The sequence below is a fragment of the Candidatus Nitronereus thalassa genome (assembly GCF_032191465.1).
Taxonomy (GTDB): Bacteria; Nitrospirota; Nitrospiria; order Nitrospirales; family UBA8639; genus Nitronereus; species Nitronereus thalassa.
Window position 1 is genome coordinate 1,240,959 of record NZ_JAQOUE010000001.1, and the last position, 17,273, is coordinate 1,258,231.

Genomic DNA, 17,273 nt, shown 5'->3' on the forward strand with positions numbered 1-17,273 from the left:
ACGATCCACTATCGTGATCTCACTCCAATCCATTCGAACACAATTGAAGCAGGTGCTCCACCTTGATGAATCTCCACATCGGACGGCTCTAGCCTTCGCTTGTGGAGTGTTCATTGCCTTTAGCCCAACGTATGGGTTGCATACCATATCAGCTATTTTTTTGGCTTGGGCATTTCGCTTAAACTTTCCAGCCTTACTGTTGGGGAACTTTATCAATAACCCTTGGACGACAATTCCAATTCTTGGCGCCACGATGTGGACAGGGTTTTTCATTCTCGGCATTCCTGACACTCCAACCTTTTCCTGGGATGACCTTTCCGCGGAAGCCATCTTCGAAGTGGCCATGCCCTACATTCTACCATTTACCCTCGGAGCCCTTACATTGAGTTTGTTAGGTGCGTTGCTTGCCTATCCCCTCGGCCTTCTCCTCATTTCCCGTTACCGGAAGAACCAAGTATCTCGCTCCGATCCCCCCAGTTGTTCCGAAAAGCCGGCTTGAGTTAAGATCACGGTCGTTTGGCGTTTCCCAAGTCACACGGCCACGACTTTCTTATGCCACACCCCCCGTTAAATCACATTTCGCTTATTGCCGATCCCATTCATCAGTACATTCAATTCACCGTTCCACTCGAAAAGACAGGGTCCAGCGAAACCACGGAAAAGGATCTCATCGATTCTCCCTGGCTCCAACGACTTCGTTACATCTATCAATTACAAAGCGCTCGATGGGTCTATCCTTCGGCAGAGCATAGCCGGTTCCAACATTCGCTGGGAGCCATGCATTTGGCAGGACGGTATGCCAAGCATATTTATCCCACCTTGGCCCAGATCGTCCGGGACGTTCCCTCACTCCCCTATATTGAAGAACTTCTCAGAGTCACCGCGCTCGTCCACGATATTGGGCACGGACCGTTTTGCCATTTTTTTGATCACCATTTTCTTAAACACTACAATTTATCCCACGAACAAGTTGGACAATCGATTATTCGTCATGAGCTTGGTTCAATCATAAAAAAATTAACACGGAGTCCCTCCGGTGCCTTTGAACACGAAGAAGTCCTGAATCCTGAGCATATCGCCTTCCTGATTTTGAAAGATCCCCACAAACAAAGCCTACGCTATCCCAGATGGCTTCAACTCCTCCAGCCATTGATCGGCGGTTTGTTCACTGCGGATAATTTTGATTACGTCTTGCGAGACTCGTATATGTGCGGAATTGCGGTGGGACCGGTTGATATTTCTCGATTAATTCACTACACCCTCATTACCCCGAAAGGACTGACCTTACACAAGAATGGGCTCCCTGCCCTTCAAATGTTTTTGAATGCGAGATTTTACCTCTACTCCAACGTTTACTTTCATCGAACAACACGAGCCATCGATTTGCATCTCTTAGAAATTTTTCGCGAAACCATGGAATGCGTGTTTCCCCATAATCCGATCGAATCTCTAAAAGACTACCTTCGTCTAACAGATTGGTCTCTGCTGGAGACAGTTCGGAGTTGGACCAGATCGACCAATCGGAAACGACGGCGGCTCGCTAAAGAATGGGGAGAGATCTTAGGCCGTCAGGTGAAATGGAAAACCGCATACAGCCAACTATTGACCACCAAAGATTACCATCTTCAAAAATCAGCCACCACGCCAGCCAAACTCGAAGCACGCATTCGGCAGCAACTCCCTCGCAGCCTGAAAAAGTTAACGTTTCGCGTGGATATTGCCAGTAAAGATACTCGCCCCTTCAACGTTCTCAACATGGGACAGTTTCAATTTTATATTTACGACCCTGCCACGCAATCTGTGGCCAAAGAACGCCTCAAGGAATTATTTGAGTTTTTACCTTCCAAAATTGTCCAACTCCGAATTTTTGCCAAAAACCATCATGCCGATGAAGCCCTCGCAAAGGCCATTGAAACAGTTCTCAGAAGATAGCTTGATTTTTTAATGTGAAGAATGCGTAGCCGTCAAACCAGAGCCGACTGCGAGGCCGGGAGGGAATTACCTTTGATGCGAGGAGGGGATGCCAAATTTTCATGAATCTCCGCCTTGGTAAACAGGCCAGACCAAAGCAACATGGCCTCCCGTAACGCTGACCAATACTGACCTTCCAATGTCAAAGATTCCGCAATTTCTTGATAACACTCAATAACGGTTCTTCCAGTCAGGCAAAGCCGATCAACCGCAGACCAAAATTCTTCATTTACTTCGAGGCCGGGAGCTTCTTTCCGAAGATTGGCCCACACATTTGAGGCTCGTTGATGAACGACGATGGGATCGCCACTCTTAATGGCATATCCAAGGTGATCGCAAATCTTCTTCACGAGAACCCCGCTCCAAATATCACCAAATCGATCATACTGATATCCTTTTCCCATGAGCAGAAAGTACATGGCCGGAATTAATTCCGGGCGAAAGGCTACATTCATTCCACACATGGGGAAATATCTCCCAACAGGAATGGTTTGATTGACAGGGATAAATGTTTGAGGAACCCGCGATTGGACCAACTGTGTTGGCGCATCGAAATCTGGAACATGGTCCCATAGCCCATGATTCAACATGCAAGGCCATTCTCGATGTCGTTGGAAATAGGGAATTCCTCGAGTCGGGATCCCTTCCCCCGTCTGCTGCCACGCCTCACTGGTACCAGAGTGAGTTAACGCCTCCCAATGGGTTTCAATAAAGTGGGTCCCATCATCAACTGGATGACAATCATCGTCCAAGGTGATGACCATATCCGGATGATCTTGATAGGCTTTCCAAAACCCATAAGATCGAATGCAATCGGTTCGCCGAGGAATGATCCAATTATTGGCTCCCAAGTCTCGGTCAATATCATTCCAGGAATAATGAGTTACTTGAGGATATGCACGGAGATCAAAGGTGGGAGTGGGATTGTCTTCAATAACGATCAAATGAGCAGAGATCAGAGCCTTTTTCCAGACGGCTAAAAATTCCTTGATCGAATGTTCGCGAATAGTAGGAACGACAATCGTACATTTCAACGAAACTGGCACCGGTGCATGACGCCTCTTCATAATGAGTTAGGCCACCAACTCTTCAGAAGGCAGCTCTCCCTCACGATGACCATCCCCGATTTCTCCCCGCAATAAGGCCAGAAACTCCTTTCCACGACACACCCAGGAATGCCCTGTTGCCACGGCCGCATGCCCAGCCTCTCCAACAACTCCCCAATGGGATCCACCAAGAATCAAGCGGGCAAGATCCACGGCCTCATTTTCCTTTTTAAAATAGGCCAAGTGAACACCATGAAGGAAATGTTTCGACAGATAGGGAGTGGACATAGTCAAGGGAACAGCGCCACTTCCCATAGCAGTGAGAATTCGATCATGGCCCCCTTGGGTAAATCCACAACCTGGACATAACACCACCTTTGCCTGACTCATTAATTCAGCAATCTGTGGATACGGAACTTCCCCAATCCATCGGTGCCGGGGACTCATCTCAACCTTGTCCCACCCACTGCCAGCTATTACGACAGGAAATTCGGAAAAGGCCCGCAATAAATTTAGGCGATGGGTACTTCGTACGATATGATCTGCCACCGTAAGTACCAACATCGAATCGGACACCTGCATGTTGACACCCTGGTGCTCCAAGAGCTTGATTAACAATTCTTCTAATGCCCGCTCGGGAAATGCTAACGCTTCTTGGATAAGCCGCTCAGCAAACGTTTGTAATTCGAGAGAAAGTCCCTTCATCAACTGAGACTTCCGGTCAATGCTCGGCGCAGTCCCGGTTAAAAGAATATCAATTTCCCGATGTGGCCAAGAACGAAAGGGATGAGTATCGCCACCATGTGGGAAAAAAGTACCGGTTCGATTTAACAAGGCCAGTAATGATAAATGAGAAGGATCCACGACCGCATAGTTCACCGATGACGGTCCAAGCCAAATCCACCCAGCATGGTGAAAAGGCGCATCCAATAAATATGTCCAATAATGCTGAACATTTTCGAAAATTTCTTTTTGAATATCCAGCGCAAGAGAATTGAGTAGTACAAAAGCGTCAAGCCCTCGAGTGTCTTGAACTTTATGCACAAGGATTGGGCTCCCACCTGATTCCCGTATGCCCTGCATTAATAATTTCTGAATATGCGGGATCACGTGATAGCTAGATTGATTTAGCGCCGAAAAACCTACCTTCATGCTTTACCTTCTTTTTTAAAAATTTGCTTACCTGACACGGTATTAAACAAAATAATTAGGTTTTTCATCGCAAGTCTTATGCCACAGGGACAGTCGAAAATAGGCGGAGCGCTTACCTCAATCGACCAAGTCCGGCATGACGAAGATCCTTATTCAATTCAAACTGGATTCGCAGAGTAAACGGTTGCGGGGCACTCTTCTTGGGATCAGAGTTCTCACATTTCCAAAAACATTCTCCCGGCAATTTCCTCAACGCATCGTCCACGCTATCGGCAAATTTTTCCTCTTCATCGATGTGCACGATCTGAATGTGAGCAATGGTCCCACCTTTCCCAGAGACCAATGCCACCGCATGGCGGCGGTTCCCTGGAAGGTACCCTGAGGTAGGAATGGATTCTGCGACTGAGGGATGCCATCGATGATCCAACCAGGTGCGTAAAGACGTAACCCAATCTTCAGCTTCCAAATTCGACAGACCATCTTCACTATGATCTTCCACGACTTCCACTGAAACCGTTCGAGATTCTTCCGGAACCGGAAGCACCAACGCATCAAAAGTAATGGTGGCGTCTTGACGAGATAGCAGGGCTCCCCAAAAAGTTGCGTTCCCCATCAGAAAGGGCGACGACGAGCGAGGCAGACCAACGGTCCCATCCGGCCTTATGTGCACATATAAATCCATCCGCCAAGACCATTCCGACGAAACCGCGAGCACTTCGCCTGATTCTCGAATAGCCCGAACAAATAACCGTCGTGGCGCTTGCAGGGCTTCACGAAACAATTGCTGCGCTCCGGCATCTGACTCTTCAAAACCTAGCACAATTTCTCCACCCTCTGGCCCACCTCGCTCCACAATATTGATAGCGGCATCAAGTGTGGTCAGGGCTTTTTCTCGTATGGTTGCTGACACAGGAATATTTACGGTTAACGCATGCGAGGCATCCTTGTTTCCAGAATGCGATTGATAATTTAAGTTTCCTAAACGGATATCGAGCGCCTGAGACCATAAATCATGAGCGATACTGGCCGCAGCCTCGCGTACATGCTTTAACCGTTCCAACCCTAATACCGTATCCGTTCTAAGGGTCGTAGCAATCGAAGCCTGGGTTTCGGTAGATGGAGCCTGACTTCCTATCTCTTTATGAATATCCAGGATTTCTTGAGAATCAAATTGAACGATTGGCGCTTCGTTTCCCACCGAGGAAAGTTCCTCCACATGTGATTCCCTTCCCTTTGAATCAAAGACTTGGCCTAAACTGGAAGCCAGTTCAAGCTCAAGCCCTGGAATGTCCTGAGGCGATCCGGTGACGCGGAATGTCCGAACGACAGCGCCTTGTTCGACATCTAGCAGATGCACTTCGAGGATTAACTCCTCCCCGCCAACATAATAGAGACCACTCAGTAAATACCGGGCGCCCACAAGTCGCCCCAAGCGAACCGAGGACGCCTCCTCAAAGGCACCCCGATGCTGTAGCCATTGCTCTCGAAGAACTTCCCCTAATCGATGCCGAGACACGACACGAACTCCGGGAAGCAAAGCCAAGTCCGTGACTAACATGTCAGGCAACCCTTGCCGCAACCAGCTTAAATCCTGTCGATTGGAATAATCTTCAAACGGGAGAATGGCCAGAGAATAGGGAGAAGAAACCGGGTGAGGCGTATCAACAGAAGAAACCGTCGATGGGATTGGAATAGGGGCTGGAGGATTGGCTGGATTATTGACCTCAGCACATCCCCCTAACAGAGTGGCTAGTCCAGCCAAGAAAAAAATCAGACAGATGACCCAAAGCCGGTCAAACCCGACAGAGCTGCTTCTCGGACTACACGTACTCGCATTTCCCCGGACCATCATGCATCAGGACTTCCTGTACCCACTAGGTCACAAAAGCTTCTTGGTGGGTAAGACGTTGGCGTTGCAAACTAGCTTGCGCCCGAAAGACATGCCGAATAATAGCTTCCCGATCATCAGACCCAATTTCAGAGAATTCACAGGCCGTTTCAAATCGGGTTTCCCCCTCAACCTTCATGGGGCGAACTCGCAGAACCTTTGCTAAGGCTTGAATAGGGACAAACGGGCGAAGCACCATGCGAAGCATCACCTCGGACTCTGTGGGAAACTCCTGCCGAGTGAGAAACCGAATCCCAGAGGCACTCATATTCGCCATCAAAAATTCAGGAAATCCTTGTTGAACCGGGGAGTTTTTTCCTAAAGTTTTCATCACTGTCGTCAACATCCAATCAATGCGTGTCAGCATTTGGAGTAACAAAGGTTCTTGCGTCAGAAGATCGGTTTGGGTCACCATGGATTTCACTAAATCCGGGGACACCGCGAGATCATCCCATTGCCAAGAAACATTCACCCCGTGTCTAGGCGGGAGTGCTTCGCAGGAAAGAGCCAACGGCATATCCACGGACACGCAGATGGGCATATCAGCACGAAAGTCTTGGCGTCGATCGTCTCCTTGAAGTTCAGGTGAAGGAACAGGTGGCTTACTCATTCTTGACATCCTTTCTTGCTAGAACCCTCATTCCACATTACCTTTTCTTCCAGGCATACCATTCCCAGCGACCTCGATCTTTCCACATGCGTCGCCAAAACATGAACAGCAATACACCCATTTCCTACTCTACCTTTCTTCAACATTCACTGGCTCAACACATCACTCCAGAGCATCCTTCTCGACTTCTACAAGCTATCCGTCGGCTTCTCGTGGCTCCTAGGCGCAGGACCATTTTTTTGTTGAACATCCTGCCGAAGTTGAATGATAAGATCCCGAGAATCCCGAGCCGCCTGCCGAATTTTTTCAAAATATTCCCGAAGGGTTGGATCTTCACAACGGCGCGAGCCCAAATCAGAGAACGCGACAATAGGCAGTAACTTATTCGAAAGAGTATGCAAGACTCTAGGCATATGAGGAACCCAATCATCTTCTTCCCAGGTGAGCTTCTCCACGGATACGGATTCCTGTGATGGTTTAACTTTCATTCTTGGTCAATACCCTCCGGTCAACTTATGCACACCCAGAACATTAATAGGGGACTTATCTCTTAGCTAATGAAGCAATTTTTAAGCCAATTCATAGATCAAGCATCCCCCAAAGGAGAGACTTGGACAACTTATGGTTTTAAAAGCAATTTCTGTTCCCGTAGTCTTTCTCACCGAGACTAGAGAAGAACCACCAAAGATAAAGGGCAACGACCACTCTTTGACGCCTTCCTGTCAAAAGAATGACGAATGACAGACCACCTTTAATCACGAGTTTTAGGATAAGGTTTGAAAATAGATTGAGGGAATTCTTGGGAATTAGGACTGTTCGTGAAAGCGATGTCCAACTGTTTCTGATTCGCGAGAGGGAACCGTCCAAGGGCTTTGGGCGGGAGTAGTCATGACGGGGACGGTTTCGTCCTGAGTAGAAACACTCGGGATGTTGGGGGTTGGAATCATACCGTGGGAAGCCACTTGCTTTTGCTGCAGATAAGACGCCAAGACACCGCGGTGGGGTTGAGAGGAACGGTATTGCTGGATATCAGCCTTCATTTGACTTAACCAACTTTGAAGACGGGTTTCATTTTCCTGCACTTGCCGCTGCGCCCGCTCCATAAGTAAAACGAGGTGCCTAGAGTCCGACAGAAATGAGGTTTCACGAATACTTTTAATATCCGTGGCTTCGACTAGATCTTTTCGGTTGGCCTCAATTATCAAAAAAAGATCGGTACTGGCTTCTCTCAATTGATTCAACAGGCTTTCGTCCCGATTTTCAATCGCCTTCGCTATTCTACCTTGTAAATGAAGATAAGCCTGATATTGGTCAATAAGAGTGTAAATCATCGGTCTAAATCTGGGATTTGAGGGCACTCGCCCCTGTGGAAACTTCTCCATCTTTTGTCATGAGATCTAATTCCTGCCATCCTTTTCGTAATTCTTCCAGGACACCCAGGACTGTTCCAAGTGGCGCAGGATCACTATTCATGTTGGCAATTGTGATTTCTCGAATCATGAACTCGTACATGGCATCTAATTTTTCCGCGACGACTCCACCATCCTCCCGATTCAACACGGCTTGTAATTCACACAGAATATCCACGACTCGATTGAGGGCTTCCCCTTTGGCTTTTTCATTTTCCCTCTCGATATGTTGCACCGATTGGCGCACTAAGGCAACGGCCTTGTCATACAATAACACCACGAGCCGCACAGGAGAGGCCTGCTCCACCTCGTGCTGCACCTGCTGCTGTCGATACATCTGAAGATTAGGATTCAAAATAAGGAACTGTCTTAATTAACGATTATTAATTTGTGCTTGAAGGTTTTGTATGCTTGTTAACCCAGCGGTCAACGCATTGCCCTGAATTTGGAACTGCCCCAACAACACTTCTAATCGCTGAAATTGTTGCCTCGTTCTTTCTTCAAAGGCCGCGACCAACACACCTTTCCGCTCGATCTCTTCATCAATACTTTCCACAGAGTCCGCGATACCATCTTGTCGCACCCGAATGGTACCCGTCGAGGTATCAATATTCCTCCGAATTAACGAAGCAATGCGATCTGCCACCCCAGAGGATACCGTAATGGTGCCAAAATTTCCGGTCGTGGTCACCTCGGCACGAATGGAAAGCCCATCGTCCGCAAAGCCAGACCCACTAGTCAGTACTGCACCTTTTCCATTAGCCTTAAATCCATTTATGGTTCCGGCAATATCAACTCCGGTATTTTCCTTGGCGGTACTATCTGCCGTGCCCAGTCCTGATTGGGTTGCCGAATTATCCTGATCTGAGTGGACTTGAATTTTAATATCATCGCCATATTCAGTCGCCCGAATCCGAATGGCCCCACTATTATTCGAAGCACTGGCAGCAATTTTTTGCGTCGCAAAGGCGCTATTCAAAGCATTGACAATATCATTGATCGTACTTCCCGCCGCCGCCGTAATTTGAGCGGTCGTCGGAGAAATAGCGCTATTGGTCGCATCCGAAAAGAAACTCACCGAGATCACTTCTTGAGCTGTAATTCCCCCAGCTTGGATGGCATGGTCAGCATCAATGGTGGCTCGTGTGGGCGCAGTATTAATGAACAGGCCATAGCTTCCAGAATCCGTTTCATCAGTTTTACTGACAAACTTTATTTGCGAATTACTGGGCACCCCAATTCCCACAAACAGGCGTGTGACATTTGTAATATTGGCCGCAATAGCGGCACTAAACGTCGCCGAGTCCAAACTAATTTTTGAGGTATCCTCATTCGTTGAGATTCCCAATTTCGCCAAGCTATTCAAACTACTGCTTGCGCCGGGAACGGCCGAGGTAATTAAATTTTGCAATTGCCGATTTAACAATACTGCCGTGGTATCACCCAACAATGGTTTCGCGGTATTGGACTCTGGGTCTTCGGGATCAAATGATAACTGTTCTTGTAAATATTCAATCACATCATTATAGGCCGAGATAAAGCCCTCAATCTGGGATTGAATACCGCTCGTATCATTCACTACCGTCACATCAATGGTGGAAGCCGAATCAGCCTGCAGCAGATTTAACGTGACACCTTGAATGACATCAGAAATGGTGTTGGAGGATTTAGAAATCGTGAGGTTCCCGACTTCGATCACGGCATCCTTGGCTTCTTGCAAGGTAGGGTTGAATACATCAATCGTAAATTCATCACCTGCGACCAGCGTTCCCGACGAGGCCCCAAAAGAAATTTGGACACCCTCGTTTTCTCCCTCCGTCGTGCTAGAGGAACCCTGACCGTCAATATAATTGGTCAAAGATGTTTGGGTTGTGATGGCATTGGATCCGTTATAGGCGGCCCCATTGGCTCCGAGGAAGGTAATACCTCCATCAATGGAGTATTTATACGTCGCAGTTCCTGGATCTCCTCCTGTAACAATCTCCACAAGAAAAGTCTTGTTGGTCGTCCCAAGATAATTATTGCCGGAATTGGACGCGACGGTTCCAGAATAACTATTGGTGGCATTGGCATAGGCGTCTTCCACCTGTTTATTGGTAAAGTCCAGGGTCGTAGGGTTACTGGTAATGTTAACCGAATTTGCCGTACCGGTATTCTTGGATGCCAGCACCAAACGATATGGGTTTGAACCGGAACCATCATTCAAAATCGATGCTTGTACCGAACCATTGGCATTATTAATCGCATCCCGCAACTGGACTAACGTCGTTTCGTTGGTAATACTAATTGACGTCTCTGCCCCGGCATTGCCAACTTTAAACTTAAAGGTCCCCGAAGCGCTGGCGATCGCCGTTGTGTCATCATCCACAAATCCTTGAGAGGCAATAGAATGTGCCTGGGCCAGTTGATTGACTTGCACTTGTGATGTTCCGGGCACTGCCGAGCTATTCACTGTAGCGGAAAGCAACTCGATTCCTGACGTGGATTTCGTGACGGAAACCGAATTGACATTGAAATTGGCCAGAGAAGACAACTTACTGGCTGCACTTTGAAGGCCAGAAAGTTTGACGCTCAGGGTGCTCAGCTCCGCGCTAACGGTTTCTAGGCTGGCTTTTCGAGATTGAAGTAAAAGGATGGGTTGAGATTCAAGTTCAACTAACTGACTGACGACCTCGTTGAAATTGATCCCGGAAATGAGTCCAGTCGCCGACGTGAGTCCCATGCTACATTCTTCCTCCTGAAGTGATGAGCAACATTATTTTACACAACCAATCGGTATGCGAAATGGTGGTCTCACCCTTGAACGGACAACAGGCCACTGAATTCCCCCTGAGCCAAGATGCTCAAGGAGGGTTCCGGGGGAATGGTACGAACGACTTTCCCCGTCTCTTTATCCACCACCTGCACTTTTATTTCTTCCGTCGTATCGTCTATATGGAATCGAAGGGTGTTATTGGCCAATTCTAACCGGTGATTGAGATCTTCGACTGCGGCACTCACCTCTGCCAATTCAATCTTTTTGTCAGATGGAAAAGCAGATGTGATATTTTTTGCACCCACATCAACTGCCTCCGCTACCTGAGCCCCCCTCGCTTCGCTCCGTCCTGACTTAGGCGGAGAGACAGTAGGAGATTTCCCGGTGTGAGACACCGTTTGGTTGTGGGTTCTTATGACACTGACTTCCTCCATACTCATCTCTCACATATAGATCACAAGGATCCAGCTTGGCTCTCACTATCTCAACTCCATCCTGAGTCTTAAGAGGAGAACGTCGCATGAAAGACGAAAACTCGCATGGGAAAGAGTCCACCGCTCATGGCGAACTCTTTCCCAATGGATGATCAAACCAATTACTGGAGCAACTGCAATGCGACCTGGGGCTGGGCATTCGCCTGAGCCAAAATGGCCGTCGCAGCCTGCACCAAAATCTGACCCCGTGTAAATTGGGCCGTTTCCAATGCAAAGTCGGCATCACGAATTCGCGATTCCGAAGCTGCCTGGTTTTCAGCGGCATTATCCAAGAACGCAATGGCCGTGCTGAGTCGGCTTTGCACAGCACCGATACTTGACCGGCTCGTATTGATCGTATCCAAGGCCGAGTCAATCTGGGTAATCGCGGTATTAGCCGACGACCGACTGGTAATGGCCAAGGTGCTCAAATTTCCAGAAGCGACATACGTCGTAGCAGAGATAGCGCCGATATCGCTTGTCGTCCCAGCCACGGTAAAGTTATTGGTCGAGGTTAAGGTAAGGGAACCACGGACAACCCCTGTTCTCCCTGAAAAAGTAACATCACCACTATTCCCTAACGCCGTCTGGGCAGCACTGGTCGCGGTAATGGCAATATTTCGACCATCCGCGGCCGTCAACGTCAACTTACCAGATGACACGGTAGCTTTAACGCCTGTACTGCTAGACTGCGCATTGATCGCCGCCGCTAGAGCCCCATTCGAATCGTTCGTGGAAATGGTCAGCCCTCCAATGTTCACGCCATTGATGAACAAATCACCTGACGTCAGGGTGGCAGACCCTACGGAGTTAGTAAAGGTCACGGCATTCGATTCCACCGTCGCACTCACACCGGTTGTTGAACTAATACCATTAATCGCCGCTGCCTTCGCGAGTGCAGAAGACTGCCCATTATACGTTGTAATGGCACTCGTTGTGCCTGTGGAACCCACAAAACCCGATCCAATTCCCAAGTTGGTAGCAACATCCGCACCATTACTAAAGAGGGTGTTGGCAGCCACAGTGCTAAACCCAATGGCAAGGTTGGTTCCAGCCGTAGTTTCAAAGACAAGATTGCTCGACTCGATTACCCGAGCAGTGACATTCGTGATAGAAGCCGCATTCACCAATGAGGCAATATCCGTAACCAAGGATGCAACGGAAGACCCCGTTAAACCGCTCAAGTCAATAGCCGTGTCATTGATATATAAAGATGCATTGATCAAACTAGCAATGTACGCACTATTTCCAGCGATGACAGTAGCCGATGTAATGGTACCACCACCGATATTCAACACCGATACTTGGTCGTCACTATCGGAAGTCGCCAAAACATCGGTTCCATTGATGCTGAATTCTCCAGCAGATAAGTTCCCAACACCATTCGCCGTAGCACTGGACACTCCATCCCCGACATCGGCAGCTTGAGAAGCAAACTGGCCAATGGCCGTAGCCCGAACATCCGCGATTTCAAACGTCAGTGTTTGATCAGCATTCGCACCGATTTGGAACTTTTTCCCGCTGAACGTTCCATCGAGAAGAGTGGTGCCGTTGAATTCCACAGTTTGGGCCAACCGCGTCAACTCATTTCGTAGCTGAGTGGCCTCATTGTTGAGTGCGGTTCGGTCGGTATCGGTGTTATCGTCAGATGCGGCTTGCACGGCCAACTCACGAAGCCGTTGCAAAATATTCGTGACGGAATTGAGAGCACCTTCAGCAGTTTGCACTAATGAAATGGCGTTATTGGCATTCCGAGAAGCTTGTTGCAGACCACGAACCTGCGCTTGCAACCGTGTGGCAATAGCTAAACCGGCAGCATCGTCAGATGCCCGGTTAATTCTCAAACCTGAAGATAACCGCTCAAGAGATCGGTTGATGGCGTTGTTGGCACCTGTTAATTGGCGCTGCGTGTTGAGACTGGCAATGTTGGTATTAACTACAAGTGGCATGATGATTCCTCCTTGAATCGTTTAGTGATTGTTATGCCATTCGTGGCATTTTCTTAACCGTGGAATTTTTGCATTTCCTAAAATACAGCCGATTTTCTCTCTATTCGGAAAACAATCGACCAAACTTAACGTTTATTTCACCTTTATTTGCTATCAAGAACATCTTTCGGTTTTTCAATCAAAATCCTTGAGACGGTTCACACCTTATGAAAACGCACCCAATCAGCAACATTTCCTGTATGTTTGAGTCTCAAGCTGTTGAATGTACAGGAATCACATTCAGGAAAAGGCGTAATTTTCTAAGCTGTGGGAACCGCTTCAAAAAGGTTCTGGTAGGCTTCGGAAATTTTATTAATAAGGTCGGGATCTTGAGGACGCTGAAGTAGGGCTTGCTCATAAAATGGGATGGCCAAAGTATAGGATCCCGCTGCAGAAAACACCGCTCCCACGGCTTCGAAAAAATCCGGATCATCGAGACTGACTTCGGCTCCTTTTTCAAAAAATCGCTGAGCCACCTCGACTCGCTGCTCCTGCAGAGAAAGAACCCCAAGGTCATAATACACACGAGGATCAGACGCGTTCATAACCAGTGCCTGCTCCAAGGCCTCAATAGAATTCTCACGATTACCCAAAGCCTGCTGGGCCTTCGACAACCGGAAATACGCTTCCCCTCGTGCGATCACTTCAATCTTCGGATTATTAGCGATGGTTCTATAATGAGTGCTTGCCTTCTCATAATTCTCAAGACGAAAGTAAAAATCCCCTGGATAGAATAATTCATCACTCTGCCGATGCGGATCAGGACGAGCATCGACAATTCTTTTTTGCCATCGCTCATAATCCCGTTTGGCTTTTTGATAAAGGGTCTCGATTTTTTTATTGCCTGACCATTTATCCTGAGCCGTCCTTACCAATTCCCAAGCCATTTCCGGATTACTCTGGCCCAAGGCAATCATAATTCCAACCGACATACCGTCTTCAGTAAGGGAGTCAATGTGGGTTTTTTCTAAGACATGAGAAAAAGGAACTTTAGCATTATCGTAACATTCAATGGCAATGAACTTTTGAGCACACCTCAATAATTCTTGCCTAGAAAAATTGTCATGCGCAGTGGATTCTAGTTGATCTAATGCTTTCAACCGACCATAAAGCCGCCTGATTTGTTGGCGTAGGATAGGGATCGCGTTAGTCAAGTCGCCATAATATCGAAGGCCTCGACTGACCTGTTTATCTAATCGATCAAATTCAGTTTCCTCCCCTTCAATAAAATCTGCAGCATCGGTCTCCTCTCGACACATATATAATTCCAGATCGAAGTCGATGAGCTGCAAAAGCCCAAGCGTCTTGGCATAGCCTGGAACTAAGCTCGTTATCCGTTCCGCCTTTCTGCTTAACCGTACTAGGGCTGGAGATCCATCATCACCTTGCTGCCGTAAAATCTTGATTTTTTCCATTAAGTCGCAGAGCCGAAGAGAAGCTCGCTCAAGCTTTTGAAGTTCTCGAAGACGTTGGCGAATTTCGGAAAGAATAGGAGCCCGGCTTACTCGTTCAGATTCGCCAAGGCTATGTTGAATAGTTTCGAATATGGGGGAAAGGCCTTGAAGGCAAAATTCTGTGAGAACATCGCGAAGAAGCCAATTTTGGGCTCCTTCAATATTCACGCCACCTTCAGTGGCATTGATCACGGTGTTCGTGCAATTTCGAATTTTCTGCTCCCAGGTCTGTTTATATCCAAAAAACACAGGTTCCGCTCGTACGGGTTCTCCAAAAATGTTTTTCGTCCACTTTCCTTGTTTTTCTATCCAAGATGCTTCTGTACCTTCTACAAAATAGGATCCTCCTTTCACATGCGGTAGATCATCGGTATAACTCAAATCTAGTCCTATCAATACAATAGGATCACACCCTAACCACTGAGCAAGATTAAATCCCATATGGACCTGACACTGGATTTGGCCCTCTATAGACCCCTTTTCAGGAAAAAAATCCTGAAGCCATTGGTACGCGGTCATACTCGTAGCCGTCACAAATTTTGGTCCGGGAAAATGCTTTACAAACCGATCATGACAGGAGGGATGGAATACGAGACTGACATCTTCCGGTATGACTACGCCTTGATACTTACAAGTGGTCTCTTCTTGAGGATCAACGCTCACCACGAAATCAGGTTTGATACCCTGAGCCAAAAGAAAACCGATTATAGTATCCGCAGCAATAATCACGGCCCGCCCTTTGAGTTCTTTCAAGTAATGACAATTTTTCCGCAATGAGGGACCAGCGGCCACTATGACGGCTGGGAGCCCAGGAAATAGACCTTTCAGCCTATCAACGCCACTGGCGGTCATCACATGAGGCATGGCTTCAAAAATTCTTTTCGTAAATAGTTGGCCAAACCGCGAGGCCGTCGCTAGGTTAATCTTAGCTCCAGTCGTGAATCGCACTAATTCTTTGTCGATTTTCCGGTTATAGATGGCCGGTGACAACTTTAGGGCAGGAGCAAATCGGATGACGAACACATCGCCTCCCGTTTCCAACATATATTGGTAACACGAAGGTTCTATTCGCACCTCTTCCCCGACCAACACCTTAATACGTGAATGGGTCAATATTGGCGTCAGATCGACCAATTCCATAGCTAATCGAAAAATTTGCGGGTCAGCTTCATATACGATGAGTGCCGATCCTTTTTTTAAATTCTCAGCAAGTTCCTTTGCCAAATACCCCAATCCCATTCCCATAACCACCAATACTCTATTGGCATTGCCCTGCAATTTTTTTGCAGTGTTCCTTGCCACCTGAACTGGATCATCGCCATTATGAACCGCGACCGTCTCTCCAGATAAGGTTTCGACTAGTAATCGACAGGCTCCGCTGGTAGCCTTGGTAACCTGGTATCGCTCAGATGGCTCGACATGCTCCACCACACCTCTTAGCTCTGGATGATGCTCCTCTAACGCCCTGAGATTTTCTTCATAGAGGCTTTCGTTCATTCGTATCTCCTCATGTCAGTTGGTATCGAGTCCCGGCGATATAGGGAGCTCCACCTCCACGATCCGAGAAATAATACACGGTGAGGATTTCTCCATTGCTCAACTCTATAGAGGAAGGGTAGCCCAATTCCCCATCATCATGCCCGTCGGCTCGGAGAACTTGCTCATCAAAAATAGACCAGGATAGTCCCGATTGTGACCGACAACATCGAATCCCAGCGGGCAATTGGCGATATCCATACGTGGCAAGTACACCACCGCGGCTCAACATCAATAAGTCCGCAGGATACCCCCAAAGCGGAAGTCGCTCAGGTACGTTCCATGTGACACCTTCATCCTCTGAAATTGTTTGATACACATACCCCCGTCCCTTGTGATCCGTTCTAAGAAAAGAAAGTAATCGACCATCTTGGAGGCGCATTAGGGCAGGCTCTTCAAATATTGGATTGCCGGACACTGCAAGAGGCCCAATCACAGGCCAGGAATGGCCACCATCCTGAGAGCGTAGAAGATACGATCCATTGGCGCCCTGATCCGAACAGCCATACAGCGGCATCAGTAATTCACCAGAAGGAAGTTCCAGCACGGCGTCAGTCGTGGCAAGTCCATTGGAAAACCCGGACACGTTAATATCTTGAGGAGCTTCCCACGTCTCGCCTCCATCCAAAGACTTAACGATCGTCAAACACAGCTTGTTTTGAGAAACATTCATCCGAAAAAAATTTACCAATACGATGCCATTCGAGAGTTGGACGATGGAAGGATCACGATCGTCCCAATCGGTATCACAGATAACTTTTGGAGCCGAAAATGTTTCCGTATTTCCGGGAGTCACCGATCGGCACATCATCAATCTCCCCGAGGCATCGACATGCTCCGCGCCCTCACGATACACCACAAGAATTTCACCTGAGATCAATTGGCAAACATCGGGAAAGGCCAAATGGCGGTTGGGATTCTGAGCAATCACAACATGTTGCCTATTCCGCTTCAAATCCATTTCCTCCTGCACCAGAGCTTCTTCATTCAT

14 protein-coding genes are annotated in these 17,273 nt (G+C 47.8%); 2 read left to right on the forward strand and 12 right to left on the reverse strand.

Translation table 11 applies throughout. From position 1 onward, the window contains the following. The first annotated feature begins 13 nt into the window (after positions 1-13). Both PPG34_RS05650 and PPG34_RS05655 read left to right on the forward strand, forming a co-directional pair. The gene (locus PPG34_RS05650; protein ID WP_313832174.1) at positions 14-499 is read left to right on the forward strand and encodes a DUF2062 domain-containing protein; all 486 of its coding nucleotides are present in this window, start codon (positions 14-16) and stop codon (positions 497-499) included. A gap of 53 nt (positions 500-552) precedes the next feature. Continuing rightward, the gene (locus PPG34_RS05655; RefSeq protein ID WP_313832175.1) at positions 553-1,932 is read left to right on the forward strand and encodes an HD domain-containing protein; all 1,380 of its coding nucleotides are present in this window, start codon (positions 553-555) and stop codon (positions 1,930-1,932) included. 32 nt (positions 1,933-1,964) lie between these two features. Here PPG34_RS05655 and PPG34_RS05660 read toward each other — a convergent pair whose 3' ends face one another. The 12 genes from PPG34_RS05660 to PPG34_RS05715 all read right to left on the reverse strand — a co-directional run bounded on the left by PPG34_RS05660 (position 1,965) and on the right by PPG34_RS05715 (position 17,273). Further along, positions 1,965-3,017, reverse strand: coding sequence for a hypothetical protein (locus PPG34_RS05660; protein WP_313832176.1), 1,053 nt, complete (start codon positions 3,015-3,017; stop codon positions 1,965-1,967). Between the two features lie 27 nt (positions 3,018-3,044). Beyond that, the gene (locus tag PPG34_RS05665) at positions 3,045-4,169 is read right to left on the reverse strand and encodes a glycosyltransferase family protein (RefSeq protein WP_313832177.1); all 1,125 of its coding nucleotides are present in this window, start codon (positions 4,167-4,169) and stop codon (positions 3,045-3,047) included. 112 nt (positions 4,170-4,281) lie between these two features. After that, the gene (locus PPG34_RS05670; RefSeq protein ID WP_313832178.1) at positions 4,282-6,021 is read right to left on the reverse strand and encodes a CsgG/HfaB family protein; all 1,740 of its coding nucleotides are present in this window, start codon (positions 6,019-6,021) and stop codon (positions 4,282-4,284) included. A 22-nt stretch (positions 6,022-6,043) separates the two neighbouring features. After that, positions 6,044-6,667 (reverse strand): PilZ domain-containing protein, encoded by a 624-nt coding sequence (locus PPG34_RS05675; protein ID WP_313832179.1) that lies wholly within the window; start codon positions 6,665-6,667, stop codon positions 6,044-6,046. A 188-nt stretch (positions 6,668-6,855) separates the two neighbouring features. Beyond that, entirely contained in the window at positions 6,856-7,155 is a 300-nt protein-coding gene (locus tag PPG34_RS05680) for a hypothetical protein (protein WP_313832180.1), read from the reverse strand. 318 nt (positions 7,156-7,473) lie between these two features. Further along, positions 7,474-7,998, reverse strand: coding sequence for a hypothetical protein (locus PPG34_RS05685; protein WP_313832181.1), 525 nt, complete (start codon positions 7,996-7,998; stop codon positions 7,474-7,476). A 4-nt stretch (positions 7,999-8,002) separates the two neighbouring features. Next, complete coding sequence (gene fliS / locus PPG34_RS05690) at positions 8,003-8,431, reverse strand: flagellar export chaperone FliS (RefSeq protein ID WP_313832182.1); 429 nt, start codon at positions 8,429-8,431, stop codon at positions 8,003-8,005. An 18-nt stretch (positions 8,432-8,449) separates the two neighbouring features. Then, positions 8,450-10,798: a flagellar filament capping protein FliD gene (gene fliD, locus PPG34_RS05695; RefSeq protein WP_313832183.1), complete on the reverse strand. Its 2,349-nt coding sequence runs from the start codon at positions 10,796-10,798 to the stop codon at positions 8,450-8,452. A 71-nt stretch (positions 10,799-10,869) separates the two neighbouring features. After that, positions 10,870-11,271 (reverse strand): flagellar protein FlaG, encoded by a 402-nt coding sequence (locus PPG34_RS05700; protein ID WP_313832184.1) that lies wholly within the window; start codon positions 11,269-11,271, stop codon positions 10,870-10,872. A 155-nt stretch (positions 11,272-11,426) separates the two neighbouring features. Next, the gene (locus tag PPG34_RS05705; RefSeq protein ID WP_313832185.1) at positions 11,427-13,253 is read right to left on the reverse strand and encodes a flagellin N-terminal helical domain-containing protein; all 1,827 of its coding nucleotides are present in this window, start codon (positions 13,251-13,253) and stop codon (positions 11,427-11,429) included. 299 nt (positions 13,254-13,552) lie between these two features. Beyond that, the gene (locus tag PPG34_RS05710) at positions 13,553-16,243 is read right to left on the reverse strand and encodes a 6-hydroxymethylpterin diphosphokinase MptE-like protein (RefSeq protein WP_313832186.1); all 2,691 of its coding nucleotides are present in this window, start codon (positions 16,241-16,243) and stop codon (positions 13,553-13,555) included. A gap of 10 nt (positions 16,244-16,253) precedes the next feature. Further along, a complete protein-coding gene (locus PPG34_RS05715) occupies positions 16,254-17,273 on the reverse strand; it encodes an exo-alpha-sialidase (protein ID WP_313832187.1) in 1,020 nt (339 codons plus the stop codon).